The organism is Mycolicibacterium arabiense, assembly GCF_010731815.2.
In the GTDB taxonomy this organism is placed as follows: Bacteria; Actinomycetota; Actinomycetes; order Mycobacteriales; family Mycobacteriaceae; genus Mycobacterium; species Mycobacterium arabiense.
Map to the genome: position 1 here is coordinate 3,823,586 of NZ_AP022593.1, position 25,603 is coordinate 3,849,188.

Genomic DNA, 25,603 nt, shown 5'->3' on the forward strand with positions numbered 1-25,603 from the left:
CCGCCGTGGCAGCTACCATTCGGCGATGACGCCCAGCCTTGCGACGGTGGATCTCGCACACGAGGGCAACGAGGCCTCCGACCTGGTCCACGTGGACAACGAGGCGCTTCTCGACGCCCATGGTTGGGATTTCGGCTTCTGGACGGTTCTCGACGAGGGGCCGGTCGAGGACTGCATTGCAGTGCTGGGACACGCGCGCGGGGCGGCGCCGGACGCAGGCTGGGAGATCCACCCGCTGCACCTCCAGGCCGGCGACGAGCGCGGGCGAACGGAGGACGCCGAGGCCGTCGCGCGGCACGAGGGCTGGGTCTACGTCATCGGCTCGCACTACGGGTCCAAGGCGGGGCCGCTGCAGGCCAAGCGCGCCTTCGTCGCCCGCTTCGACGAGCAGTCGATCGACCGTGCGGTACCCGAGACCGAGATGCCGATCGACGTGCGCCGCAACAAGTTCCGCCTGCACCGGCTGATCAACGATGCGCTCGACGCCTCACACGTCGTCGCGATCACACCGGGGGACACGGTGCGGACCCGTTTCATCGCGCAGACCATCGAACGTGGCGTGCAGCGCAGCAAGGGGTGGGTCGAACGCCTGACCGAGCGAGACGTACCGGTCAACATCGAGGGCGCCGCCTTCCGCCCCAACGGCAACCTGCTTCTCGCGCTGCGCTTTCCGACCACCGCCGAGGGTGAGCCGATCCTGATCGAGCTGTCCGGCGTTCCTGGCATGTTCGAGGCGGACGGCGTCATGCCCACCGTCGAGCACGTGTGGGAGATCGCCGGCGTGTCACCACCCGGCGTGCTGGTGGGCTTCCGCGCCCTCTCCCACTCCGGCGGCGACGTCTACGACGCGGTCATCGGCTCGATCGACGCCACCGACAAGGGCTCTGTACTACTCGTCGACCATCCCGAAGGGGCCGAACCGAACTGCTCGCACTGGCGGTTCAGCCTGCCCGCCGACGGGCCGGCCGTCGGCGGCGTACGAGCCGAACTGGTGCAGGACTTCCCCGATCTCCGCAACGTGGAAGGCCTCGCCGTGGAGGATGGACGGACCTTCTACGTCACCGACGAGGATCACCGCATCCAGGTCCGGTTCGGCTGAGCGTTCAGGTCGGACTGCGCAGTTCCTCCCGCAGGCGAGCGTTTTCGGCCTGGAGGGCGGCCAACTGCTCCCGCATCGGGGCCAGGACCGGCTCCAGTTCGGCTGCGCTGAACCGGCGGGTGATGTGCTGCGGGCAGTTCCAGTCGTATGCCTCTACGTGCACGATGACGGCGCGCTCGGGAACTGCCTCGTAGTCGGAGTCGACAAGCGACGCAACGAGATCGGGATCGTCCTCGACGGTGACCACTTGGACGCGGCCGAAGATCTTGAGCCGGCGCTGGTGGACGTAGTCGACCGCGATGATGGCGATGCGGTCGTCGCCGGAGACGTTGCCGGTGGTGATGTACTGCAGGTTCCCGCGGAAGTCGGCCCACCCGATGGTGTGGTCGTCGAGGACCCGCACGAAACCGGCCGGACCGCCCCGGTACTGCACGTACGGCCAGCCCGTCTCGCCGACGCTGGCCACGTAGAAGTCGACCCGCTCACCGAGGTAGTCCTTCTCGGCCTCGGTGAGCGGATCGGTGCCCGGCGTCGCGCGCCCGATTGCGCGCTTGCGCTCGTAGAACGCTCGGCTCCCGTGGTATTCCTGCACGGCGCGCACCCCGTCGGTGAAGGCCGTCGATGCGTAGTGCTTGCTCACCTCGGTCAGAGCCTGCCCAGGAAGTCGCGGATGTAGCCGGAGATCTCGGCACCGTGAGTCTCGAGAGCGAAGTGACCCGCGTCGAGTAGATGGAACTCACCGTTGGGGAGGTCGCGCCGGAAGGCCTCAGCGCCTGCGGCGCCGAAGATCTCGTCGTTCTTGCCCCAGGTGACCAACAGTGGTGGCTGGTGGGTGCGGAAGTACTCCTGAAAGGCTGGGTAGCCGTCGAGGTTGAACTGGTAGTCCCAGAACAACTGCAGTTGGATGGCGTCGTTCCCCTTGCGGTCGAGCCCGGCCTGGTCGAGCAGCCAGGTCTCGGGCGCGATGAGGTCGAGCCGGTCGGCGGGAACGCCGTGGGTGTACTGCCACTTCGTGGTCTCCGGGGTGAAGTACTCGCGTACCGAATCCTCGTTGGCGGCCCGGTCGGCGGCATGAGCGAACAAGCGATCCCAGAACGGCGTGAACCCCTCGGTGTAGGCGTTTCCGCTCTGGCTGATGATCGCGGTGATGCGTTCCGGCCGCCGGCTGGCGATCCGCAGGCCGATGGGCGCGCCGTAGTCGTGGATGTAGATCGCGAACCGCTCGAGGCCCAGATGGTCGATCAGTTGCTCGGTGATCTCGGTCAGACGGTCGAAGCCGTAGCTGAACTGGTTGACCGACGGCATCGCCGACCGGCCGAACCCGATGTGATCCGGGGCGACGAGGTGGTAGTCGTCGGCGAGTGCCGACATCAGGTTGCGGAACATGTGTGAGCTGGATGGAAAGCCATGTAGGAGAAGCAAAGTCGGCTTCGAGGGATCACCTGCCTCGCGGTAGAACACCTCCAGCCCGTCGATGGTCGCGGTGCGATGGCGGGTGCCGAATCCGGTCATGGGTTCCCTGTCGTCGACATTCGATTGTCGCGGTTCAGCCTGCGGTGCCGCCGGGGCCGGGACAAGCGGCAATGTCGTATGGCTGTGATCGCGGACGGCGATCAATCCGGCGCGGGCGGCCACGTCGATCTAGGATCGGCAAGTGGAATTCCGCCAGCTCGAGGCGTTCGTGGCCGTTGCCAACGAACTTCACTTCGGGCGGGCTGCCGCAAAGCTGCACATCGGTCAGCCGACGCTCAGCGAGCTGGTGCGACGCCTCGAGCGTGAGGTCGGCACCCCGCTGCTCACCCGTACGACGCGTCGGGTGGCCCTGACCGAGGCGGGTGTCGAGTTGCTGGTCCGCTCCAAGCGGATCGTCGACGAGGTCGAGGGAGCCGTGGCGGCGGTGCAGCGGATATCCGAGGGTGACGCCGGAACGGTCCGGCTCGGGGTCACGCCGCCCGTTTCTCCAGCGCTCGCACCGCACCTGGCGTCGGCGTTCAGCCGCGAGGCGCCCGACGTCCAATTGGTCATCCGGCGGATGTGGTTGCCCGACCTGGAGCGTGCGGTCTCCGACGTCGACGGCGAGGTCGACGTCGCGATCACCTGCGGGCTGGTACCCGATCCGCCAGGGATCCTCAGCGAAGTGTTCTGCGCCGAGCCGCTTCTGGTGGGTCTTCGGCCCGACCATCGTCTCTCGGGCAGTGAGGCCATCGATCTGCACGACCTCGCGGGCGACACGCTCGGGTTGCACAGCGCTGACCTGTTCCCGGCGTGGCATCTGGCCATCCGGCAGGTCCTCGACGCAGTGGGCGTGTCGCCGCCGACAGTCGAACTCGCCGATACCGATCTGGCGGCGTACCACTGGCAGACTCAGCACGAGGTCGAGTGGATCCTCACCACCGAGGCCATGTCGGAGAACCACACCGCCACTGCGCTCGTCCCGCTCGCGCCCCGTCAGGTGGTGCCGTACACCCTGCAGTGGTGCCCGATCCGGGCGACCACCGCCGCCGTCGGCCGCTTCGTCAACCTCGCCCTGTCCGTCGACGTGCCGCCGGGATGGGTGAGCCAGCCGGACCACCTCAGGCACGAGACCACCTGAACCGTTTGGGGCGAGTCGTCGTAAACGCCTGCGGGACGATCGATCGGTTCTAGCATCGACGAATGACGTCGACGAGTAGTGAATCGAGCGACTACCTGGCCAAACGGACCCTGAAACAGGGCAGTGCGGGATGGCTGCTGCTGGCGGGTCTGGGCGTCGGCTACGTGATCTCCGGTGACTACTCGGGGTGGAACTTCGGTCTCGCCGAGGGAGGCTTCGGCGGACTGCTGATCGCCGGCGTCCTCATTGCCGGGATGTACTTCGCCATGGTGCTGGGCATGGCCGAGATGTCCTCGGCGCTTCCGGCCGCAGGTGGTGGCTACACGTTCGCGCGCCGTGCGCTCGGACCGTGGGGCGGATTCGCCACTGGGACGGCCATTTTGATCGAGTACGCAATCGCCCCCGCCGCGATCGCGACGTTCATCGGCGCCTACGTGGAGTCGCTCGGACTGTTCGGCATCACCGACGGGTGGTGGGTGTACCTGGCGGTGTACCTCATCTTCATCGGCATCCACCTCACCGGTGTCGGCGAGGCGTTGAAGGTCATGTTCGTCATCACGGCCGTCGCGCTGGCGGGCCTCATCGTCTTCGCCATCTCGGCGGTCGGCAGCTTCGATGCCGCCAACCTGACCGACATCGCCCCGACCGATGCGGCAGGCGCCTCGGCGTTCCTGCCGTTCGGATACCTCGGGATCTGGGCGGCCGTGCCGTTCGCGATCTGGTTCTTCCTCGCCATCGAGGGCGTACCCCTGGCCGCCGAGGAAGCGAAGGACCCGGCGCGCAACGTACCGCGGGGCATCATCGCCGCGATGGGGGTGCTGCTGATCACGGGCACCACCGTCCTGATCCTCACCGCGGGCTCCGGTGGCGCCGAGGCCATGAGCGCGTCCGGTAATCCGCTCGTCGAGGCACTGGGCGACTCGTCGATGGCCAAGGTGGTCAACTACATCGGACTGGCCGGGCTGGTCGCGAGCTTCTTCTCGATCATCTACGCCTATTCGCGCCAGCTGTTCGCACTGTCTCGCGCTGGGTACCTACCCAAGCGGCTGTCGGTGGTGAACTCGCGGAAGGCGCCGGTGCTGGCGCTGATCGTGCCCGGCATCGTCGGCTTCGTTCTCTCCCTCACCGGCCAGGGCGCGATGCTGCTCAACATGGCCGTCTTCGGTGCCGCGCTGTCCTACGTCCTCATGATGATCAGCCACATCACGCTGCGGGTGCGCGAACCGGACATGCCCCGGCCGTACCGCACTCCGGGCGGCATCGTCACCACGTCGTTCGCACTCGTGATCGCAGCTCTGGCGGTGGTGGCGACCTTCCTCGTCGACAGCACGGCGGCAACCTGGTGTCTGGTCGTGTTCGCCCTCTTCATGGCCTACTTCGGCTTCTACAGCCGCCACCACGTCGTGGCGAACTCGCCGGACGAGGAATTCGCGGCGCTGGCGGCCGCGGAGAAGGACCTCGGCTGAGCCTCCGGGACGGCGCGCCTGAGCGCAGAAGCGCGATCTCGGTGATGAGAATGGGATTACCGCGCGTGCTGCGGGGGTATTGGACAGCCTGACCCCGAACCCACGAGGAGATCAGCGATGACGTCCCAAGAACCCACGCCCGCCGACACCAACGTCGACGAGGACGAGGTGGTTGCCACCCCCGCCACGCCCGGTGCACAGGCACTCGGCGACGATGCAGCCGACGGGTCCGACGAGGGCTAGGCAGCTCACCGGTAGCGGCGCGGGACCGTCCACGGGCGGCCGAAGTCCGCATTGAAGGACTCCGGGTCGAACGGGCTGTCCCCGCCGGCCGGAAAACTCGTCAGCTCCCCGAAGACGATCCGGCCGTCGACGTCGTACAGGTCCACCCGAACGAAGTCCGTATCGACGCCGAGCCGCTCTGCGACGTCGACCATCTCGTGCAGGCGCGCCGGTCGACGCGGTTCCGGACGTGCCCAGGGCAACCCGCCGGTGAGTGGAAGGTGCTCCCAGTCGGCGGTGAAGAAGTCCTGCGTACGCCGCGCGAACCGGCCGCTGTCGACCTGAACGAAGTGGCACTTCCCGTGGTAGACGAAGAATTTGTAGTCGTCCGGGATGGCACCGTCGGCGCCTGCGAGAAGTTCCTCGACGATGACTTGCCGCGGCACCCGCCCGTAGACCCACTCGCGGTTCGGCCCCTGTCCGTAGAGCTGCCGAACCCAACCTGCTGCGATCGCGATGACGTCCTCCCGCGGCGCGTGCTCGGGATGGACGTGGCAGTACACCCAGCTGTTGGGCTCGCTCGGTAGGCGCGCGCCGCGGTCGGCGGCGGGGGAGACCACGATCGCTGCTCCGCTGCCGTGGATCGGCTTCACCACGTACGACTCCGGCAGGTCGATTCCCCGCAGCGCCTCGGGGTCGGCCACGACGGCATAGGCGCGCGGCAGGTAGTGGTCGCCGACGGCTGCTGCGACGTGCTCGCGCACTGCCGCCTTGTCCGCGAACGTCACGACGAGCGCGCGGCGGTCACGCAGCATCTTGTAGCGCACCTTGTCGCCGAAGGTCGTGGGCTTCCGGGTCCGCCATAGCCGGAGCGCTCGCACGAGTTGGCTGCGCTCCCGCCACCGGACGGACGTCACCCGAGTCAGGCTACGGCTGGGCGTGGGTTCCATCACATCCGGCCTAAAAGGCAGCGGATCGGGCATATTGCAGCCACCAGCAAGCGTTTTGCTTGCAATAGTTAGCAGTGGATGCGTTGGCTGAGCACATGCCCACCCAGCCGAGACGAGGAGGCGACATGACGATCATCGACGTTGGCGCCCACATCGGCGGGATTGCCGACGGGGTGCTGGACAGGATGCGCCCGGCCACTGACCTGCTGGTGGGTACGGCGCGAGTGAGTTCGTCGTACGTCGACCGCCTGCTGCACCCGAACGCGGTGGACACGTCGACGGATCAGTGCGCCCCGCGTGACCGCGTGATCCCTCCGCGCAACGAAGTCGTCATCGTCCCGAGGGCACTGACCCGCTGCTGAGCGGCGTCAAAATGCGCGGGCCGGATTCGGTGATCGCGATGGTGTGTTCGGAGTGGGCGGTCTTCGACCCGTCTGCCGAACGCAGAGTCCAACCGTCGGAATCCATCACCAGACGGTCGCTGCCGCGTGCCCACCACGGTTCGAGCGCGAGCGTCATCCCGGCTCGCAGGACCAACCCCCGGCCGCGCTTCCCGCGGTTGGCGACGTGCGGATCCTCGTGCATGGTGCGCCCCAGGCCGTGGCCGCCGAACTCGGCATTGACGCGGTAGCCCGCTTCGACGGCAACTCCCTCGATGGCAGCCGAGATGTCACCGAGTCGTCCGCCGGGGACTGCCGCGGCGATGCCTGCGTCGAGGGCCCTCCGTGTCGAGTCGACCAGCGCCACGTCCGCGGGGTCCGGCTGATCGCCCACGATGACCGTGACTGCGGAATCGGCCACCCAGCCGTCGATCGAGACCGCGAAGTCCAGGCTCAACACGTCGCCATCGCGCAGCACGTGATCACGCGGCATGCCGTGCAGGACGGCGTCGTTGACCGACAGGCAGATGACGTTCCGGAACGGGCCGCGGCCGAACGACGGCGCGTAGTCCCAGTAGCAGGATTCCGCGCCGCGGTCCTCGACGAGCTTGCGGGCATGGTGTTCGAGCTGCATGAGGTTCACCCCCGGCTGCGCCTCGGCCGACAGGGTGGCCAGCGTTTCGGCGACGAATTCGCCAGTCACCGCCATCTTGTCGATCTCGGCAGCAGTCTTGAGTTCGATCACGAGAACCTCCACGCTCGGTATTCTTATACCGCCGCGACGCTACCAGAAGACGGTATTTGAATACCGGCTATGCTGGCCCACATGGTGCGCGTCCCCCTGAGTCCCGAGCAGGTGAAGGCCGGTCAGCGACTCGGCGCTCTGATCAGGACCGCCCGGGCCGGTCGCGATCCGGACGTGATCGCTCGAGACGCCGGAATCTCACCCGAGACGCTGCGCAAGATCGAGGTCGGCAGGATGCCGAGCCCCAGTTTCGGCACGGTCATCGGACTCTGCAATGCGCTCGGCATGCCGCTGCAGGATGCCGTCGACGCGTGGCGCGGCGTCGACGACCGACGGCTGGCCATCTAGCAGCTAGCCGGTAGGCGGCGTTCTCACCAGCGGCAATGTGATCGACGCCGCCGTGATGAAGGGTCATTCGTAGACATTCCGTCGACGAAGGACGCCTCGTGTACGCAGCGTTCAAACCGGTACTGGCCGTGATCGCGGTCGTGGCGGGCGCCGCTCTGGTGGCCACCGCGGCGCTGCTCGCCTACGACGCGACGTCGCAGGCCGCTCCGCTTCCGGTGCACCAGCGACCCACCGTCGTGCTGGTGCACGGGGCCTGGGCCGACACCTCGAGCTGGGACGGCGAGGTCGCTGCCCTGCGCGACGACGGATACGACGTCCGCGCCATCTCGAATCCCCTGCAGGGCCTCACGTCCGACGCCGCGTCGGTCACCTCGTTCCTCCGATCCATCGAAGGGCCGATCGTCCTGGTCGGGCATTCCTATGGTGGCGCGGTGATCACCGAGGCCGCCGCGGGGATCCCGAACGTCGAGGCCCTGGTGTACGTGGACGCCGCAGCGCCGGACGTGGGCGAGACGAACGGGTCGCTCTCGGGTGCGGATTCGGTACTCGAGCAACGACCCCGCACCGAACTCTTCGACGAGGTTCCCGGTCCGGGTGGCGCGACCAGCCTCTACCTGAACCGGGATGTCTTCGTCGACGACTTCGCCAACGACCTGCCGCGCGAGGAGGCACTGCGGCTGTGGGCGACTCAGCGCACCGCGGCCGCCGCGGCGTTCGACACTCCGGCCACGAAGGCGGCGTGGCGCGCCATCCCGTCGTGGTACTTCATCAGCAGTGGGGACCGCATCATCACCCCTGCCTCCGAACGCGCGATGGCCGAGCGGGCGCACTCCCGCGTCACGGAGTTCTCCGGCGGGTCACACCTCAGCCTGATCAGTCAGCCGGAGGCCGTCACCGCCGTCATCGAATCCGCGGCCCATTCCCTCCAGCCGTCTGGGTAGGACCCAGAGCGCCCCACCCGGGGACCGCGACATCTACGGTCGAACCGTGAACTTCGACGAGTACCGCGCCCACGACGCCACCGGCCTGGCCAAGCTGGTCGCCGACAAGCAGGTGTCAGCCGAAGAACTGTTGACCCTGGCGCGGGAACGCGCCGCAGTGGTCAACCCGAGGATCAACGCGATCGTCCGCGACGTCCCGGCCCCGCCCACCGAGCCGGGCGAGGGCCCGTTCGCAGGCGTGCCGTTCCTGATCAAAGACCTCGCACAGGACTACGCGGGGCTGCCGACGTCGCGCGGGTCACGCGCATTCAAGACCACGCCGGCCGCCGAGCACGCGACGATCGTGGCGCGCTGGCTCGACGCGGGACTGGTCATCTTCGGCAAGACCAACACCCCCGAGTTCGGCGCCAAGGGCATCACCGAGCCCGACGCGTGGGGACCAGCGCGCAACCCGTGGAACCTGCAGCGGACTCCAGGCGGATCGTCTGGCGGCTCGGCCGCGGCGGTGGCAGCCGGCATCGTCCCGTGCGCCGGCGCAAACGACGGCGGCGGGTCGATCCGCATTCCTGCGGCGTGCTGCGGACTGGTCGGACTCAAGCCCGGACGCGGACTGACCCCGATGGGACCGGGAACGGGTGAGTCCATGCACGGCGCGGCCGTACAGGGCGTCGTGTCCCGCTCGGTGCGCGACACCGCCGCGATGCTCGACGTCATCGCCGGCGGGGAAGCGGGCGGCCCCTTCTCACCCGCGATGCCCGGGGCGTCGTTCGCGTCCACCGTCGGCGAGGATCCCGGCCCGTTGCGGATCGGCGTGCGGGTGCCGTCGGCGATCAACCCTAACCCGCATCCCGAGGCGTCCGCCGCCGTCGAGGCCACCGTGCGAACGCTGACCGACCTCGGCCACCACGTCGACGAACTGCCGCAGGCCCCGTTCGACGACGCCGCGCTGGCGCGGGACTTCCTGCTGACCTGGTTCGTGTACACGGCTTGGGAACTCGACGAGGCCAAGCGCCTGACTGGTGCCAGCGACGCGTCCTTCGAACGGGACACCCTGATCCTTGCGGCACTGGGCCGTGCGACCAGCAGCGTGGCCTACGTCGACGCCGTCGAGCGACGTCACGAGCACACCCGCAGGCTCACCACCTACTTCGACTCCTACGACCTGCTGCTCACGCCGACCCTGGCGACGCCCCCACCGAGGATCGCCGAGTTCGACCTGCCCGCCGCGCTGCAACGCGCTTCGGACGTGCTGATCAAGACGCGTACCGCGAGCCTGCTGCGGCACACGAAGATCGTCGACGACATGGTGGACAAGAACCTCAACTGGGTCCCGTACACGCAGCTGGCGAATCTGACTGGGCGACCGGCCATCTCGCTGCCGTTGCACTGGACGGCGGACGGTCTGCCGCTCGGCGTGCAGTTCGTCGCGCCACTTGCAGGCGAGTCGACGCTCATCCGCCTGGCCGCGCAGCTGGAGCAGGCGATGCCGTGGGCCGACCGACTGGCACCGGTCTAGGCACCTCAGTCGTGGTGCCGGTGGTCCTCGGCGTAGGCCTTGATGACCGCCGCCGTATCACCGTCGAACTGCAAGAACTCCTCGCTCAGGAGCGTGGCCAAACTGTCGACGGCCGAGGTGATCATCGCGCCCGCGAGGCGGATCTGGTCGTCCTTGCTATCGGCTGCCTCGGTGGCGAGTTCGGTGGCGTACACCAGCGACGCAGCCAGGGAGGCGTCCGCTTCGACGTCGCGGAAATAGTACGTCGCGCCGTACTGGGTGAAGTCGTTGCGCGCCTCGACGACGGCGTTGGCGATGCCGGTGAGGACGTCGCTGGGAATGCTGTCGATGCCCAGCGTGGGGTCGGCTCGACGGACCCCGCGAAGCGTCGAAAGCTGAAGCGCGAGAACGCGTCGGCGGTGCAGTGCGGGATAGATCTGCAGGACCCATGACACGGCTGCCGTCAGCAGCATGAAGCCGAACAGCGACTCGAGCGGCACGAGCAGCCGCAGGACCGCCAGCGTGGGCACGACGTCGCCGAAGCCGAGCGTGCCTATCGTCACCAGCGAGATGTACAGCGAGTCGAACTCCGTGCTGCGCGGCAGGCCGTCGAGTTCCGAGCTGTAGGCGAAGCCCTCGGGCATCGAGGCGTAGTAGAGCATCGCCCACCCGACGACCGCGATGGCGCCCCAGGTAATCACGACCAGCCCGATTCCCAGCGGTCCGGTGAGCGAGGTGATCCGGCGATCGGATGGGAACAGCCGAAGCAGCCACCACACGAACTTCATGACCTGGGGTGCGATGCTGCCGTGCCCGACCGGATGGAACAGCGTGTGGAACACGTCGCGGACCACCACCAGCACGAGCACCGCCCCGATGATCGTCACCACCCAGTCAGTCACGACCACCCTCCTCGGAGCCGGTTTGCTGCGAGCGGTCTCAAAGTGCCGAGCGGGGGGTATCCGCAGGCATGGACACCGATCTGAGAACACCGTACGGCTACGACCGGCATTCGACCGTGCACACCCGACGACGGCGACGATCGGGTGTCGCCGCCCTGTGTGCCGTCGGACTGGTCGCAACGGGATGCGCGTCCGGTGCTTCGGCACTCGGCACACCGACCGCGCGCATCACGATCAACGGCAACGAGATCGCCGAACGGCCCATCGTTCGCTGTCAGCAGGCGGAGTGGATGTGGCTCATCGAAACCATTCCGCCGCAACCGGGCTTCAACGCTCAAGTGCGCACCGGGGCCGGCGTCGAGCCGCGATCGGTGCGGATAGATGACTTGGGCGGTTTCACCGGCGGCGTCACCGACACCGCCCCGGGCACCACGAAGGCAACCGTCGTCGACGGCTCCTTCGTGATTACCGGAACCGCAGACGGGTTCTACGACGGCAACATCTCGAACACCGGTACGGCCACCTTCGAGATCCGGCTCGACTGCTGACCCCGGCGGGTCACTGGGTCGAGGGCTCGTCGCCCGACCCGACGAACGCGTTGCCCTCGGTGGGGTCGACGGGTTCGTTCGTGAAGGCCACCACGCGCAGGAACGGTCCGATGACGGCGTCGAACATCGCAGGCATGAACCGGTAGGCCGCGATCGCGGGGCGGTTCATCCAACCGACCTGACGTTCACTGGAACGCTTCCGTTCGGTGGCACGGACGATCGACGTGACGATGGTCGACGGGGGCACGGCGGTGGGTGGCACCCTCGGCGTACGACCGTAGAAATTGCTCGCAGTCGCGTACACCGGAGTGTCTACCGGCCCGGGGTAGACACCGTGCACCCTCACCCCCGGCAGGTGGTGGGTCTCTTGGCGCAACGTCCGCACCAGCCCGCAGAGCGCGAACTTGCTTGCGACATAAGCGGCTTGGTAGGGCACCGCGGTGACGCCGAGTAGCGAGCCGACGAGCACCAGGTGCCCCGATCCGCGTTCCTCGAAGTGAACCAACGCGCAGCGCGCAACGTTGGCGGCGCCGATGAGGTTCGTGCGCACGATGCCGTCGAATACCTCGGCCGGCACGTCGACGAACCGACCGAAGGCCGTGATCGCCGCGGACTGCACTGCCACGTCCACTCGACCGAATTGCTCGAGGGCGGCGTCGAAGAGATCGGATACCTGATCGGCTTCCGCGATGTCGGTCGACCGTGCGATCACGTCGGACGCGCCGGCCCGCTTGCACTCGACGGCCACCTCTTCGAGCGTGTCACCGGAGCGTGCTGCCAAGACCAGCCGGGCGCCGCGCTCGGCGTACCGGAGCGCGGTCTCCTTGCCGATGCCACTGGACGCACCGGTGATCAGGACCACCTGTGAGCCCGTGTCCTGCGAGTGGTTATCCATGATCCATCACCCGTCGGAACTACCCGGCCCCGGCGACGCGGAAACCGGCTGGGAATCAAGATCTTTCGCATGGCGCTTGCGCTCGAGTCCGTTGAGCACGTGCAGCGCCGCGGTAGCGGCCACCGGGGCCCACCCGCCGCGTACGGTCGCCGCCAGTGCCGCCAGGACGGCGACCGGCGCGATGAGTGCGACCTTGTCCGTGCGTCGTTCGAGGACGCGGTCGAGGGCCAGCGGGGTGCCGGACGCCAGATTGGTGGCCACGACGACCGCGTCGGGGACCCCGGCGCGACGCTTGCCCAGTGCTCGCGCCAGTGCCAGACCGGTCCACGTCAGCAGCGATGCGTCGTGCACGCGCGCCACGGCACGCCCGATGTCGGGCGTGCTGCTGCCCAGTCCCGTGGCGGCACTGCTGCCGATGGCGTCGTCCGCAAGGCCTTCGATCAATTCTCGCGCGCTGACGGTCGACGAATGCGCAGGCGTCCAACCGAGTTCGCGGTGCGCCTTCGACGTGTCCATCAGCGGGGTGTTGGTGGCGACGTCGTACCAGCCGGGAGTGAGCGCGATGATGCGGGCCGCGCTGAGCGCCGAGATGACGGACCTGGCGGCACGCGGGTTCACGGCAATGGGACGGGCACCGACGAGGTCGGCCAGCGCGTCGGCGTCCAGAACGTCGGCAGCGACGTTGTAGGACCCCTGAGCACGGTGCTCGATCATTCGCACCACGGCGTCGCCGACGTCGTCGGCGTGCACGAACTGCAGCCCGAGGCCGGCGGGCAGCGGAAGGATCGGGAGCTGGCGCCGACGGAGCATCTCCAGCGCGGCCTTGGGCACCAGCGGGCCGAGATAGAGCGTCTTGATCAGCCACGATGCCTGACGCTGCACCACCACGGTGGGGCGGAAGCGCGCAATGGTCACGTCCGGGTGCTGCTCGGCGAACTGGTCGAGCATCCGTTCCACGGCGACCTTATGCCTGCTGTAGATCGAGGTCTCCTGGCCGGTGTCCGGCCAGTCCTCGGTGACGGGCGCGCCGGCACCCGGGGCGTAGATGCCGAGACTGGAGGCGTACACCAGTTGCTTCACGCCAGCAGCGTCGATCGCGTCCAGGACGGCCTGAGAGCCCGTGACGTTCGCGCGATAGAGGTAGTCCTCGTCGCGAACCGGCTGCACTGCGAGCGCGAGGTGGACTACGACGTCGGCGCCCTGCATGGCCGGGGCCAGGTCTGCCGTCGCAGACGGCGACGCGAGGTCGACGGCGTGCCAGGTCACGCGTTCGTAGTCGATGCCCTTCTCGGGAGGACGGCGGCAGATTCCGACCACCTGCGCATCGGGCATGTGGCGCGCGAGCGCGCGTAGTACGCCGGTGCCAACGTTTCCGGAAGCACCGGTGACGACGATTCTCATTGCGCGGTGCTTACCCGCTTCCGCGCACGAGAAACTCGGTCAGCTACCTACCGGCGTGCGGGTCTCGACGCGGGGCGCGGACACCGTGGCAGCGGGTCGAGCGGCGTGGGCGATGCGTCGCTGACGGCGCTCGTCGCGAACGATGCGGCGTTCGAGGATGCGAAGGTCCCGGGCGTGCAGCGAACGGTTCTTCATCGCGAGCAGATCGAGCTGTTGCCAGCTGAGCCCGTCGAGGTCGCCGTCGGCATCGTGGGTGGCGATCACGACGCTGCCGCGAAGCAGGGGGACCGTCTTGGCGGTCAACGTCGTGGTGGCCAGGAGGAGTTCGGTGGCGCTGCGGTTCACCCGGCGCTGGCAGCGGCTCGTCGAGGGGCTGAACCAGAAGTCGAACTGCCGGTCGAAGCTGGTCAGCGCCTGCAGGCCCTGGCTTTGGACGAGTTGATCGATGTCGGCCTTGGAGTAGGCGCGGGTCTCATAGATGGCGCCGTTCGTGGCGGCGTAGAGGACGGTGTTCATTCACGTGATCCATTCATGTCTTTCTTCGGCGGCGGGCAACGCACCGGCGAGCCAGTGCTGTTACTGAAGTTACCCATGTGACATTTGAGACAAACGTTGGAAACGGATCGATAATTCCGGGTTGCCGGCCTCGGGGTGGGAATGGACCGTTCCGGCCGGTTACCGTAGGCCGATGGGCTCAGACGGCACGGCTGCCGGCAACGGTGACGAGTGGTTGCCGCCGCACGACGGACCCAGCGTCGACGGTCGGCCGGTACTGCCCAAGGACGATCCGTTCTACCAACCGCCGCCGGGCTTCGAGCGACGCGAACCGGGCACCGTCCTCCGGTCGCGCGACGTGCAACTGGCGTTCCTCGGATTGATCCCGCAGCGGTTCACCGCCACCCAACTGCTGTACCGCACGACGGACCTCGACGGCCGCGCGTCGACCACGGTGACCACCGTGCTGACGCCGACCGAGCGAACCCCGGACATGCCCTGCCCGATCGTGTCCTACCAGTGCGCCATCGACGCGGTGACGGGACGCTGCTTCCCGTCCTACGCGCTGCGGCGCCGAGCCAAGGCGGCGGGCGCGCTGGCGCAGTTCGAACTCCTGCTGATCGTCGCCGCACTGGCCGAGGGATGGGCCGTCTCCGTGCCGGATCACGGTGGGCCGCACGGGGTCTTCGGCGCCCCATTCGAACCCGGTTACTGCGTGCTCGACGGGCTGAGGGCGGCGCTGAACTTCGAACCCCTTGCCCTTTCCCACACAGCGCCGGTTGGAATCTGGGGCTACTCCGGTGGCGGCCTGGCCACCGCGTGGGCGGCGGAGATGTACGACGGATACGCACCCGAACTCAACGTCGTCGGTGCGGTCCTCGGATCACCGGTCGGCGATCTCGGCCAGACCTACCACCGGCTCAACGGCAAGTTCTTCTCCGGGCTGCCCACGATGGTGGTCGCCGCGCTGATGCACAGCTATCCAGACCTCAAGCGGGTCATAGAGGAACGCGTCACCCCCGAGGGCAAGGCGCTGTTCGACCAGCTCGCCACGATGACGACCGCGCAGGCGGTGATGCGGATGCGCAAGCAGGACATGGCGAACATGGTCGACCGTCCCCTCGAGGAGATCCTGAGCCTGCCGGAAGTCCAACACGTCTTCGAGAACATCAGGCTGGGCATCGCCGCGCCCACCATGCCGGTGCTGATCGTGCAGGCCGTGCACGACCGCATCATCTCGGTCGACGACATCGACCGGCTGGCCGAGACCTACGCCGCGGGCGGCACCGACGTGACCTATCACCGCGACCGGTTCTGCGAGCACATCCTCCTGCACCCGCTGTCGGCGCCGATGGCGCTGAGATGGCTGCGCGACCGGTTCGACGGCCGCCCCGTCGACGAGAACCGTGGGCGATCCACGTGGCCGACGCTGTTCAACCCGTCCACCTACCACGGCCTCGCCCGGTTGGCCCTGGTCAGTGCCAAGGTGATCACGGGGCGAGGGGTCGAGCGCCGTCCGCTGTCGGAGACCGACCGCTGACCGGTGTGCGGCCTGATGTCGAGAACGCCGGCTCGGCACCGTCCCTGCTGTGTGCGACCAATCGGGGTCGCCCTCGAGAAAGGGAGAAACCCATGGCGAAGTACCTGCTCCTCAAGCACTACCGAGGCGCGCCGGCCGCAGTGAACGACGTACCGATGGACCAGTGGACGCCCGACGAGATCCGCGCGCACGTGCAGTACATGAACGACTTCGCCGAGCGCTTGCAAGGCACCGGCGAGTACGTCGACGGTCAGGCGCTGTCACCCGAAGGCGAGTGGGTCCGCTCCGACGGCGACGGCAAGCCGCCCGTCACCGACGGCCCGTTCGCCGAGACCAAGGACCTGATCGCAGGCTGGATGATCATCGACGTCGACTCCCATGACCGCGCCGTGGAACTCGCAGGCGAGCTGTCCGCAGCGCCGGGGGCAGGCGGGCGGCCAATCCACGAATGGCTCGAACTGCGGCCCTTCCTCACCGCACCTCCTACCGTCGACGACTGATGGCCTCCGGCGCGGTGGACGAGGCCCAACTGCGGGAGCTGATCCCCGGTGTCCTGGCGGCCCTCGTCCACCGCGGAGCGGACTTCGCCGCCGCCGAGGACGCGGTGCAGGAGGCTCTGGTCCGGGCGCTCGACGCGTGGCCCCGGCGCAGACCCGACGATTCCAAGGCCTGGCTGATCACGACGGCCTGGCGATGCTTCATCGATCACACCCGGTCCGACGTGGCGCGGCGAGCCCGGGAGGCCCGGGTGTTCGACGAGCCGCCGCCAGGCCCAACGGAATCAGCTGACGACACGCTGCGGCTCTACTTCCTCTGCGCTCACCCGAGCCTCACCTCCGCGTCGGCCGTCGCGCTCACCCTGCGCGCGCTCGGCGGCCTGACCACCCGGCAGATCGCGCAGGCCTACCTCGTTCCGGAAGCGACGATGGCGCAGCGCATCAGCCGCGCCAAGCGCACCGTGGGTGCCGTCCGGTTCGATCGCCCCGGTGATCTCGGCATCGTCCTGAAGGTGCTGTATCTGGTGTTCAACGAGGGATACGGCGGCGACGTCGATCTGTCGGCCGAGGCGATCCGCTTGGCGCGGCAGCTGTCTCGGGCCTCTGACGACCCGGAGGTCGCCGGCCTCCTCGCGCTCTTCCTGCTGCACCACGCCCGGCGGCCTGCGAGGATCCGCGCCGACGGCAGCCTCGTGCGGCTGGACGAACAGGACCGCGGGCTGTGGCGGCGCGACCTGATCGCCGAGGGCGTGGACGTGCTGCAGGCGGCCCTGGCCCGCGACCGGTTGGGGGAGTATCAGGCGCAGGCCGCCATCGCGGCGCTGCATGCCGATGCGCAGTCGGCCGACGAGACGGACTGGGTGCAGATCGTCGAGTGGTACGACGAATTGGTCGCACTCACCGACAGCCCGGTCGTGCGGCTCAATCGTGCCGTCGCAGTCGGCGAGGCCGACGGCCCGCACGCCGGGCTGCGCGCGCTCGCCGACCTCGACCCCGGTCTACCGCGGTACACGGCCGCCGTCGCCCATCTTCGGGAACGGGCAGGCGATCTCGCTACGGCTGCCCGGCTCTACGCCGAGGCCGCCGCGCAGGCGCACGACCTCGCCGAGCGCAACCACCTGATCCTGCGCGCGGCGACGCTGCGGCAGCGGCTGGACGCCTCGGGTTAGAGGTCGAGCACCACGTCGCCTGCGGGCCGCGAGCAGCAGATCAGGATGTTGCCGTCGGTGGGGCGCTCGAGCGGTTCGGGGTCGTAGTCCACGCTGCCCGACAGCAGGGCCGTCTGGCAGTTGTGGCAGACGCCCGTTCGGCACGACCACCGTGCCGGGACGTCGCACGCCTCGGCGAACTCCAGCAGGGTCGACGGCATGGCAGCCATCGGTGCGGAGATGCCGCTGCGGGCGAACTGCACGGCGGGGCCCGGGCCGGGCTCACCCGAGGGCAGGTGCGGCGCAACGACTCTCGCTGCGATACCGGGAGTCAGCGCTTCCTTGGCGCCGAACAGCTCGCTGCGGACGCGGCTCGGGTCGAGACCGTAGGCGGCGAGGCCGGCGCCCAGTTCGGTCGTGAACGAGGCCGGGCCGCACAGGTATGCCGTCGCGTCGTGGGGAACGCCCAGCTCCTCGACGAGGGCGATCGACAGCCTGCCCGTGTCGGTGTAGTCCACCCCGGCCCGATCCGATGGCGCGGGATGGCTGTACACGGTGCGCGAACGGGCTCGGGGCAACTGTCCGAGCAACTCCCGCACCTCGTCGGCGTAGGGGTGTTCGCTGCCGTCGCGGGCGCCGTACAACCACCAGACGTCCCGGGCGGATCGGGACTTCACCAGGGAATGCAGCATGGAGAGAACCGGGGTGACGCCGACGCCTGCCGAGAGCAGGACCACCGGGCCGCTGCCCTCGTCGAGGGCGAAGGTGCCGCGCGGCGCGGCGACGTCGAGGAGGTCGCCCACCGACACGCGCGCGTGAATGAACCGGCTGACGACGCCGTCGTCCTCGCGTTTGACGCTGATCCGGAAGCGTTCGGAGCCGGGACGGTTCGACAGCGAGTAGTTCCGGATCATCGGCGCCGCAACGGAATCCGTCGTCACCCTGAGGGTGATCGACTGGCCGGGTTGCCAGCTCGGCAACGCCGTTCCATCGGGTGCCTCGAAGTAGACCGACCGCACGTGCCGGCTCTCGTCGCGCACCTCGGCGACGCGCAGTGGCCGGAACCCCATCCACGACGGTGGTGGTCCCGCGGTGGCCAGCCCGCTGTTGCCCGCCTGGTCGCCCTGATCCGCGAGGCTGCGCAGCGATGCCTGCCACCCGGGGCTGAGCGCGGGGATGTCGAGCGCGCGTTCCAGCACGGTGCGCGGGTGACCCGGTAGGTACAGCAGCGCGTTGATCTCGGCCACGGACACCTGGTGCGGCCCGTCGGCGACCTTGACGATCTCCAGGCCGGCCTCGACCGGCCCCTCCTCGATCACGCGACAGTAGAAGCCCGGCCTGCCGTGCGAGACCAGCAGGGCGGCCATCCGTGGCTCGCCGATCCGAATGCCCGCCCGGTAGCACGTGACCCGGGGCTGGGTGACCTCCAGAACCGCGCCGCCGACGCGGTAGCGGTCGCCGATGCATACGTCGTCGTCCGACAGGCCGTCCACGGTGAGGTTCTCGCCGAGCAGGCCGGGCACCAGGTCCGGCCGGTCGAGCACCTGTGCCCAGTGACGGTAGGACTGCACCTGGTACACCAGAACCGCTCGGTTCTCCCCGCCGTGTCCGCCGAGATCGCCCTGGCCGTCGCCATCGACGTTGAGCCGCCGCACCATTCGTGGGCCCGACACCGGTTCCTTGCCGAGCCCCGAGAAGACCGTGCGGCCGTTCCAGTCGACGTCCCGGGGGAGGCCCACGTTCACCGATGTCACCGTCGCCATGGTGACCATGATGATCTCGTCAGGGGTGCGTGCGGAAGCCCCGCAGGATCGTGTCGAGATGCCGTCGCCAGAGCTGCTCGCCCTCATGCGCCGGGTCGGTGCGCTCGGACTGGATGACGCCGCGCAGCGCCCATACGGCGATGGTGACGTCATCGGGGGTCACGTCCGCGCGGATCGCGCCCGCGGCCTGCGCGCGCCGGAGCAGCCGTGTCGATCGGCCGCGTAGTTCCTCCACGAGTGCCGAGGGCGCCAGTTCGCCCCAGATCGGTGCCCACAGACCGGCCTTGCCCGCGAGTTCGACGCCGACCGTGCGCAGGAAGACGTCCAGTCCGGTGGCCGCCGAGGACTGCTCGGCCTCAGCGGCGACGTCGATCAGGTGTTGGAAGAAGCCGGCGAGGACCTCTTGCACCAGCGCGTCCTTACTCGCGAAGCGGCGATACAGGGTCGCCGGTCCGACCTGGGCCGCCTTCGCAACGTCGTCCAGGGTCGCGGACGGCCCGCGTTCGGCGAACACCGCCTCGGCCGCGTCCACCAGCCGTGCGCGGTTCATGGCCGCATCGCGTCGCACCGATCACCCCCTGCCGTCGTCGGGGCGGGGAATGATTCCGAGCCGCAGGCGTTCAAGTGATAGTCAAGCTATCACTTCGGAGGACGACATGAACAAGGTTTGGTTCGTAACGGGTTCGACGCGCGGCTTCGGCCGGCAACTGGTCAAGGCCGCCCTGGACGCCGGTGACGCGGTTGCGGCCACCGCGCGGCGCCCCGATCAGCTCAGCGACCTGGTGGACGCCCATGGCGACCGGGTCCTGCCGCTGCCACTCGACGTGACCGACGCCGAGGCCGCACGCACGGCGCTCGCGACGGCGCGCGACCACTTCGGCCGCGTCGACGTGGTGGTCAACAACGCCGGCTACGCCAACGTCGCTCCGATCGAGACGGGTGACACGGGCGACTTCCGCGCGCAGTTCGAGACCAACTTCTGGGGTGTCTACAACGTGTCCAAGGCCGCGATCCCCGTCCTGCGCGAGCAGGGCGGCGGGCTCATCATCCAGTTCTCGTCCATGGGCGGCCGCGTCGGCGGGTCGGCGGGCATCGCGTCGTACCAGGCCGCGAAGTTCGCGATCGACGGGTTCTCCCGGGTGCTGCAGGCGGAGACGTCGCCGTTCGGGATCAAGGTGATGGTGGTCGAACCGAGCGGGTTCGCGACCGACTGGGCGGGATCGTCGATGACGATCGACGACATCCCGGAGCATTACGCCGACACCGTCGGTGCGATGAACGCCATCCGCACCAGCGACGCCATCACCGCGGGCGACCCCGCCCGTGCAGCGGACATCCTGGTCCGTCTGTCCCGGCGCGCTGACGTGCCGTACCACCTCCCGCTCGGCGTGATCGCCATCGAGGGCGTGATCCGGCAGGACGAGTCCCTGTTAGCGGAGGACCACGAGTGGGCCGCGGTCGCCAGGTCCGCCGACTTCGCCGAACCCTTCCCCGTCGACCTCCCGCCCGTGGCCTGACCCGGGCGGGAAGCTGGTGAGCGACTCCAGGCCGTGCAGCGGCGCACACCGACCGGCCATGCCGACTATGGTGATCAACCGATCCAGGGCGAAAGCAGCCATGACACATAGGTTGTCGCGAAAGTAGACGCGTCACAACGCGGATGACGGTCACGCGAGCACGAGATGCTGCCGAAAACCGTTTGCGCGCATTGGTACCGCGGCGCTTACTCTGGTAGCCGACCTAACAATCGACGACTCGAGGAGGAGCACCCACATGCAGCGCCGTGCTGCGCCGAGCCCGACCCTGATCATCGCGCTGTTGGTCGGGGCGGCATTCGTCATGATCCTCAACGAGACGATCATGAGTGTGGCGCTGCCCGCGCTGATCCTGGACCTCGAGGTGTCCGCAGCCACCGCGCAGTGGCTCACCAGTGGCTTCCTGCTCACCATGGCCGTGGTGATTCCGATGACCGGCGCCCTGCTGCAACGCTTTCCGGCCCGGACCGTCTACCTGATGTCGATGATCCTGTTCTGCAGCGGAACGCTGCTGGCGGCGCTCGCGCCGGGCTTCACCGTCCTGCTGGTGGGGCGCATCGTGCAGGCGTGCGGCACCGCAGTCATGGTGCCGCTGTTGATGACGACGATCATGACGCTGATCCCGGTGGAACGGCGTGGTCAGACGATGGGCACCATCTCGATCGTGATCGCGGTGGCGCCCGCGGTGGGCCCGACGCTGTCCGGGCTGATCCTCGGATCGCTGAGCTGGCGCTGGATGTTCTGGATCGTGCTGCCGATCGCTCTGGTCGCGCTCGCTGCCGGCCACCGTTGGCTGCGGGTGCCCAGCGAGGAACGTCGCCCGACCCCGATCGACTACGTGTCGGTGCCGCTGTCCGCAGTCGCCTTCGCCGGCCTCGTCTTCGGACTGTCGCTGGCGGGCGAGTCCAGCGGTGGCGGCGGCGTCCCGGCCTGGGTGCCGGCCATCGTGGGTGCGACGGCGATGGTGCTCTTCGGCGTCAGGCAAGTCCGCCTGCAGCGCACGGACGGTGCCTTCCTGGATCTGCGCCCCTTCACCTATCGCCGGTTCTCGGTGTCGCTCGCGCTGGTCGTGCTCGGCTTCATGGCGCTGTTCGGGGCGATCATCATGCTCCCGCTCTACGTGCAGGACGTCCTCGGGCGCAGCGCCCTGGTGGCCGGTCTCGTCGGCTTCCCCGGCGGCCTGCTGATGGGCTTGGCCGGGCCGTTCGTCGGACGGATCTACGACCGGCTCGGTGCCCGCGTGCTCGTCATCCCGGGGTCGGCGCTGCTGTGCGCGTCACTGTGGGGCTTCGCGACGCTGTCGGCCGCGTCGCCGATCTGGGCAGTCGTCGTGCTGCAGATGGTGATGATGCTGGGGCTGTCGATGATGTTCACGCCGCTGATGACCGACGCGCTCGGCGTACTCCCCGACTGGCTCTACTCCCACGGCAGCGCGATCCTCACGACCCTGCAGCAGGTGGCAGGCGCGGCAGGCACCGCATTGTTCATCACGGTGATGACGAGGGCCTCTGCGTCCAGCGGCGCGCCCGACCTACCCGGCGTGCGCGCCGCATTCACCGTGGCGGCCATCATCGCGGTCGTCGCCGTGGCGGCAGCGTTCTTCACCGGCCGCCGCCCGGCGCCCGCCGAACCGGTGCTGGTGCACTAGCGACGGAACGCCGCGACGACCTCGGCCACCCGCGGGTCGGCCCGCAGTTCCTCGAGCGTCTCGGCGAGCGGGAGCCGCCAGTTCGGGTACTCGTCGACCGTTCCCGGCAGGTTCGGCTGCCTGCGCTCGCCGATCACGTCGTAGGGCGAGACGAGCTTGAGCTGGCTCGGCGTCGACGCCAGGAAGCGGTGCATCGCGACCACGATCTGCGACTCGTCGGGCTCGGTGGCGGCGTCGAGCAGGCCTTCGGAACGCAACATCTCCAGCCACTCGGCGCGCTCCTTGTCGGCATTCGCCTGCTCGGCAGGCACGTCGTTCAGCAGACCGAGGTCCGCGCGCGCCCGCACGTGCTCACCGCTCATGAACCCCGCCGCGGTCGGCAGGTCGTGGGTGGAGAGACTGGCCGCCGCCCGTGACGGCCACTGCGCAGGCCGCAGCAGCGGCTCTTCGGGTGCGGACTGGTCGCGGGTGAACCACGACACCGCGCACCCCAGCATCGCGTTGTCGGCCAGCGCCTCGGTCACCTCCGGTTCGACGGTGCCCAGGTCTTCGCCGACGACGGTCGCGCCGGCACGGTGCGCCTCGAGCGCGAGCACCGCCAGCATCACGTCGGCGTCGTAGTGCACGTAGGTTCCGCGATCGGGACCGTCGCCCGGCGGGATCCACCACAGTCGCCACAGACCGGCGACGTGGTCGATGCGCAGCCCGTCGGCATGCGCCAGCACGGCCTGCAACATGTCCCGCAGCGCGGCGTAGCCGGTGGCCGCCAGGCGGTCCGGCCGCCACGGCGGCAGCCCCCAGTCCTGACCGCGGGGCGTGAAGTTGTCGGGCGGAGCGCCGATGCTGACGCCTCCGGCCAGCACGTCGGCCAGCGCCCACGCGTCGGCGCCGTCCGCGTCGACCCCTACCGCCAGGTCGTGCAGCACGCCGAGTGCCATGCCGGCCTCGCGCGCTGCGGTCCGCACCCCGGTCAACTGCTCGGCGCACCGCTGCTGCACCCAGGCGTGGAACGCGACCCGCGGTGCCAGCTCGTCGCGAGCCGCGGCGACGGCCGGGCTCGCGACGTCGCGCAGCGCCTCCGGCCAGCGGCTCCACCGGCCCCCGTGGCGCTCGGCCAGTGCGCAGTACGTCGCCCAGTCGCGCAGCCCCTCGGATGCGCCGGCCGAGGCGTCGGGTCGGCCCTCGGAGCGCCAAAGCAGTTCCAAGGCATCGCGTTTCGCCGCCCAGACGAGGTCGTGATCGATGCGATCGGTGGCCGCCGAGACGCGCAGCGCGTCCACCTCCGCGCGGGTGGCGGAGTCGGCGCGGCCATAGGCGTCGACGTCCTCGATGCGCAGCGCGAGCGGGTTGGCGAACCGGCGGCTCGACGGCGTGTACGGCGACGGCTGCACCGGGTGCGTCGGTCCTGGGGCATGCAGTGGATTGAGCAGCACCGCGCCTGCACCGTGGTCGGCGGCGGTCCACTCGACGAACTCCCGCAGATCGCCGAGGTCGCCGATGCCCCACGAGCGGGCCGATCGCAGCGCGTACAGCTGCAGCATCCATCCCCACGTCGGCGGAGCGGATGGCACCCGGGGCGGGGCGGCGATCAGCGTCGATTCCTGGCCTTCCCGGGTGTGCAGGCGGTACCACCCGGGCGCGAGGTCGGCGGGCAGCTCGTCCCGCACGTCGATCTGGGTGCCGTCCTCAGTCGTCAACGACGCTGCGCCGGGCAGGGATTGGGGCTTGCCGTCGACGCGGACGGCCACGGTCGGGGGCAGCGTGCCCGCACGATCGAGTTCCTCGAGCCGGGTCAGTTCGCGGCTCCGGTCGGCTTCGGTACCTGCCTCGACGTCGAGTAGGCCGAGCACCTTGATCACGACGTCGGCGTCGACGTCGACCGGTTCCCGTCGCTCGTTGCGGTACGAGGTCGCGACGCCGTGGGCCTGCGCCAGCCGCCGCAGATCCTCGGGCGCCGGCTGCGGGGTAGGCGTCATCGAGATCCCGCCGACGGCGTGCTGATCATGGAGCCGACGAGAGGGCCGGGGAGACACCGAGGCGAGGACACCACGCCTCTATACCCGGACCAAGATCGATTACACCGGCTCTCGCCGGTATACGGTCCTGGAATGACGCGAGTGGTGGTGATCACGGGCGGTGCCGGCGGCATGGGACTGGCCACGGCCAAGATCATGGGCCGTGACCACCAACTGGTCCTGTGCGACAACAGGGGTGATCGGCTGGAGGCCGCGGCGGCCGAGCTGTCGGAACTCGGCATGTCGCCCACGGTGGTCCACTCCGACGTCACGGATCGTGGCACGATGGTCGAGTTGTTCGCGACGGCGGCCGGCCTCGGGACGGTGTCGGCGGTCGTCCACGCGGCTGGTGTCAGCCCGAGCATGGGCGACGCAGAGTACGTGATGACCACCAACGCGCTGGGCACCGTGCACGTCGGCGAGGCCTTCTTCGAGGCCGCGAGCGAGGGCGCCGCGATCGTGAACGTGGCGTCGATGGCGGCCTACCTGGTTCCCGAAAGCTTCATTCCCACAGCGCACTTCCCGCTCGCCATGACCGACCGGGAACGCTTCTCGGCCGAGATGCGGACGGCGCTGAGCATCGCTCCCGAGAAGTCGCGATCCGGCATGGCGTACGGGGTGAGCAAGGCCTTCGTCAAGTGGTACAGCTCGTCGCAGGCCGAGCGGTTCACCGGCCGCGGGCTGCGCATCGTCTCGGTGTCGCCGGGGTCCGTCGACACCGAGATGGGCCGGCTGGAGGAACACGCCGGGGCCGGCGCCATAGTCGCCGACGCCGCGGTCCCGCGGTGGGGGAGGGCAGAGGAGATGGCGGAGCTGTTCGCCTTCGCCGTCGGCGACAAGGCCGGATATCTCACCGGGACCGACATCCTGAACGACGGCGGCGTCGTCGCCTCCGTCCGCGAGCGCGAACGGGCCAGGGTCGCCGCTCAGTTTTCCTGATCGCTTCGGCGGTTTCCATTGCGCGTTGTGAGCGGTCT

The 25,603-nt window shown here is 69.0% G+C and carries 26 protein-coding genes; 15 read left to right on the forward strand and 11 right to left on the reverse strand.

The annotated features are described in order from the left end of the window. The first annotated feature begins 25 nt into the window (after positions 1 to 25). Positions 26 to 1,099 carry a hypothetical protein gene (locus G6N61_RS19970; protein WP_163920234.1) on the forward strand — a complete coding sequence of 358 codons (1,074 nt, stop codon included), beginning with the start codon at positions 26 to 28 and terminating at the stop codon, positions 1,097 to 1,099. 4 nt (positions 1,100 to 1,103) lie between these two features. Here G6N61_RS19970 and G6N61_RS19975 read toward each other — a convergent pair whose 3' ends face one another. Both G6N61_RS19975 and G6N61_RS19980 read right to left on the reverse strand, forming a co-directional pair. Continuing rightward, complete coding sequence (locus tag G6N61_RS19975) at positions 1,104 to 1,739, reverse strand: pyridoxamine 5'-phosphate oxidase family protein (RefSeq protein WP_163920236.1); 636 nt, start codon at positions 1,737 to 1,739, stop codon at positions 1,104 to 1,106. 5 nt (positions 1,740 to 1,744) lie between these two features. After that, on the reverse strand, positions 1,745 to 2,611 hold the full coding sequence (locus G6N61_RS19980; RefSeq protein ID WP_163920238.1) for an alpha/beta fold hydrolase: 867 nt from the start codon (positions 2,609 to 2,611) through the stop codon (positions 1,745 to 1,747). 142 nt (positions 2,612 to 2,753) lie between these two features. Here G6N61_RS19980 and G6N61_RS19985 point away from each other — a divergent pair, with 142 nt between their 5' ends. From G6N61_RS19985 to G6N61_RS31160, 3 genes are all read left to right on the forward strand, one after another. Continuing rightward, a complete protein-coding gene (locus tag G6N61_RS19985; protein ID WP_163920240.1) occupies positions 2,754 to 3,692 on the forward strand; it encodes a LysR family transcriptional regulator in 939 nt (312 codons plus the stop codon). 62 nt (positions 3,693 to 3,754) lie between these two features. Then, positions 3,755 to 5,158 carry an ethanolamine permease gene (gene eat, locus G6N61_RS19990; protein WP_163920242.1) on the forward strand — a complete coding sequence of 468 codons (1,404 nt, stop codon included), beginning with the start codon at positions 3,755 to 3,757 and terminating at the stop codon, positions 5,156 to 5,158. 117 nt (positions 5,159 to 5,275) lie between these two features. Next, on the forward strand, positions 5,276 to 5,401 hold the full coding sequence (locus G6N61_RS31160; protein WP_264076719.1) for a hypothetical protein: 126 nt from the start codon (positions 5,276 to 5,278) through the stop codon (positions 5,399 to 5,401). Between the two features lie 5 nt (positions 5,402 to 5,406). On the opposite strand, the gene G6N61_RS19995 is transcribed toward G6N61_RS31160, so the two are convergent. Further along, the gene (locus G6N61_RS19995) at positions 5,407 to 6,297 is read right to left on the reverse strand and encodes an ATP-grasp fold amidoligase family protein (protein ID WP_235887202.1); all 891 of its coding nucleotides are present in this window, start codon (positions 6,295 to 6,297) and stop codon (positions 5,407 to 5,409) included. 158 nt (positions 6,298 to 6,455) lie between these two features. Between G6N61_RS19995 and G6N61_RS20000 the strand changes: the two genes are divergently transcribed. Then, positions 6,456 to 6,692, forward strand: a complete 237-nt coding sequence (locus G6N61_RS20000) for a hypothetical protein (RefSeq protein ID WP_163920246.1) — start codon at positions 6,456 to 6,458, stop codon at positions 6,690 to 6,692. Here G6N61_RS20000 and map read toward each other — a convergent pair. After that, positions 6,661 to 7,455, reverse strand: a complete 795-nt coding sequence (map, locus tag G6N61_RS20005) for a type I methionyl aminopeptidase (RefSeq protein WP_163924958.1) — start codon at positions 7,453 to 7,455, stop codon at positions 6,661 to 6,663. The two genes, G6N61_RS20000 and map, sit on opposite strands and share 32 nt — an antisense overlap. Positions 7,456 to 7,536: 81 nt before the next feature. Between map and G6N61_RS20010 the strand changes: the two genes are divergently transcribed. From G6N61_RS20010 to G6N61_RS20020, 3 genes are all read left to right on the forward strand, one after another. After that, positions 7,537 to 7,803 carry a helix-turn-helix domain-containing protein gene (locus tag G6N61_RS20010; RefSeq protein WP_163920248.1) on the forward strand — a complete coding sequence of 89 codons (267 nt, stop codon included), beginning with the start codon at positions 7,537 to 7,539 and terminating at the stop codon, positions 7,801 to 7,803. A 98-nt stretch (positions 7,804 to 7,901) separates the two neighbouring features. Further along, positions 7,902 to 8,744, forward strand: a complete 843-nt coding sequence (locus G6N61_RS20015; RefSeq protein WP_163920250.1) for an alpha/beta hydrolase — start codon at positions 7,902 to 7,904, stop codon at positions 8,742 to 8,744. A 46-nt stretch (positions 8,745 to 8,790) separates the two neighbouring features. Continuing rightward, positions 8,791 to 10,260, forward strand: a complete 1,470-nt coding sequence (locus G6N61_RS20020) for an amidase (RefSeq protein WP_163920252.1) — start codon at positions 8,791 to 8,793, stop codon at positions 10,258 to 10,260. A gap of 5 nt (positions 10,261 to 10,265) precedes the next feature. On the opposite strand, the gene G6N61_RS20025 is transcribed toward G6N61_RS20020, so the two are convergent. Then, a complete protein-coding gene (locus G6N61_RS20025) occupies positions 10,266 to 11,141 on the reverse strand; it encodes a potassium channel family protein (RefSeq protein ID WP_235887203.1) in 876 nt (291 codons plus the stop codon). A gap of 68 nt (positions 11,142 to 11,209) precedes the next feature. On the opposite strand from G6N61_RS20025, the gene G6N61_RS20030 reads away from it, so the two are divergent. After that, the gene (locus G6N61_RS20030) at positions 11,210 to 11,689 is read left to right on the forward strand and encodes a lipoprotein LpqH (RefSeq protein WP_163920254.1); all 480 of its coding nucleotides are present in this window, start codon (positions 11,210 to 11,212) and stop codon (positions 11,687 to 11,689) included. Between the two features lie 10 nt (positions 11,690 to 11,699). On the opposite strand, the gene G6N61_RS20035 is transcribed toward G6N61_RS20030, so the two are convergent. From G6N61_RS20035 to G6N61_RS20045, 3 genes are read right to left on the reverse strand one after another with little or no spacing between them, the layout of a single operon-like run. After that, a complete protein-coding gene (locus G6N61_RS20035; RefSeq protein WP_163920256.1) occupies positions 11,700 to 12,584 on the reverse strand; it encodes an SDR family NAD(P)-dependent oxidoreductase in 885 nt (294 codons plus the stop codon). A gap of 6 nt (positions 12,585 to 12,590) precedes the next feature. Next, the gene (locus G6N61_RS20040) at positions 12,591 to 13,985 is read right to left on the reverse strand and encodes an NAD-dependent epimerase/dehydratase family protein (RefSeq protein WP_163920258.1); all 1,395 of its coding nucleotides are present in this window, start codon (positions 13,983 to 13,985) and stop codon (positions 12,591 to 12,593) included. Positions 13,986 to 14,024: 39 nt separating this feature from the next. Next, the gene (locus tag G6N61_RS20045) at positions 14,025 to 14,501 is read right to left on the reverse strand and encodes a hypothetical protein (RefSeq protein ID WP_235887204.1); all 477 of its coding nucleotides are present in this window, start codon (positions 14,499 to 14,501) and stop codon (positions 14,025 to 14,027) included. Positions 14,502 to 14,673: 172 nt separating this feature from the next. Here G6N61_RS20045 and G6N61_RS20050 point away from each other — a divergent pair, with 172 nt between their 5' ends. From G6N61_RS20050 to G6N61_RS20060, 3 genes are all read left to right on the forward strand, one after another. Next, positions 14,674 to 16,020: a lipase family protein gene (locus G6N61_RS20050; protein WP_163920260.1), complete on the forward strand. Its 1,347-nt coding sequence runs from the start codon at positions 14,674 to 14,676 to the stop codon at positions 16,018 to 16,020. Positions 16,021 to 16,112: 92 nt separating this feature from the next. After that, positions 16,113 to 16,520: a YciI family protein gene (locus tag G6N61_RS20055; protein WP_163920262.1), complete on the forward strand. Its 408-nt coding sequence runs from the start codon at positions 16,113 to 16,115 to the stop codon at positions 16,518 to 16,520. Further along, positions 16,520 to 17,686: an RNA polymerase sigma factor gene (locus G6N61_RS20060; protein WP_163920265.1), complete on the forward strand. Its 1,167-nt coding sequence runs from the start codon at positions 16,520 to 16,522 to the stop codon at positions 17,684 to 17,686. Before G6N61_RS20055 ends, G6N61_RS20060 begins: the two co-directional genes overlap by 1 nt. Here the strand turns inward: G6N61_RS20060 and G6N61_RS20065 are convergent. Continuing rightward, positions 17,683 to 19,428, reverse strand: a complete 1,746-nt coding sequence (locus tag G6N61_RS20065) for an MOSC and FAD-binding oxidoreductase domain-containing protein (RefSeq protein ID WP_163920266.1) — start codon at positions 19,426 to 19,428, stop codon at positions 17,683 to 17,685. The genes G6N61_RS20060 and G6N61_RS20065 overlap by 4 nt on opposite strands. A 19-nt stretch (positions 19,429 to 19,447) precedes the next feature. Beyond that, positions 19,448 to 19,978, reverse strand: a complete 531-nt coding sequence (locus G6N61_RS20070; protein WP_163920267.1) for a TetR/AcrR family transcriptional regulator — start codon at positions 19,976 to 19,978, stop codon at positions 19,448 to 19,450. A 106-nt stretch (positions 19,979 to 20,084) separates the two neighbouring features. Here G6N61_RS20070 and G6N61_RS20075 point away from each other — a divergent pair, with 106 nt between their 5' ends. After that, complete coding sequence (locus tag G6N61_RS20075; RefSeq protein ID WP_163920268.1) at positions 20,085 to 20,945, forward strand: SDR family NAD(P)-dependent oxidoreductase; 861 nt, start codon at positions 20,085 to 20,087, stop codon at positions 20,943 to 20,945. Positions 20,946 to 21,201: 256 nt separating this feature from the next. Further along, the gene (locus G6N61_RS20080) at positions 21,202 to 22,611 is read left to right on the forward strand and encodes a DHA2 family efflux MFS transporter permease subunit (protein ID WP_163920269.1); all 1,410 of its coding nucleotides are present in this window, start codon (positions 21,202 to 21,204) and stop codon (positions 22,609 to 22,611) included. Here G6N61_RS20080 and malQ read toward each other — a convergent pair. Further along, positions 22,608 to 24,587, reverse strand: a complete 1,980-nt coding sequence (gene malQ, locus G6N61_RS20085; protein WP_163920270.1) for a 4-alpha-glucanotransferase — start codon at positions 24,585 to 24,587, stop codon at positions 22,608 to 22,610. The two genes, G6N61_RS20080 and malQ, sit on opposite strands and share 4 nt — an antisense overlap. Before the next feature lie 132 nt (positions 24,588 to 24,719). Between malQ and G6N61_RS20090 the strand changes: the two genes are divergently transcribed. Continuing rightward, positions 24,720 to 25,565 carry an SDR family oxidoreductase gene (locus G6N61_RS20090; RefSeq protein WP_163920271.1) on the forward strand — a complete coding sequence of 282 codons (846 nt, stop codon included), beginning with the start codon at positions 24,720 to 24,722 and terminating at the stop codon, positions 25,563 to 25,565. The last annotated feature ends 38 nt before the right edge of the window (positions 25,566 to 25,603 follow it).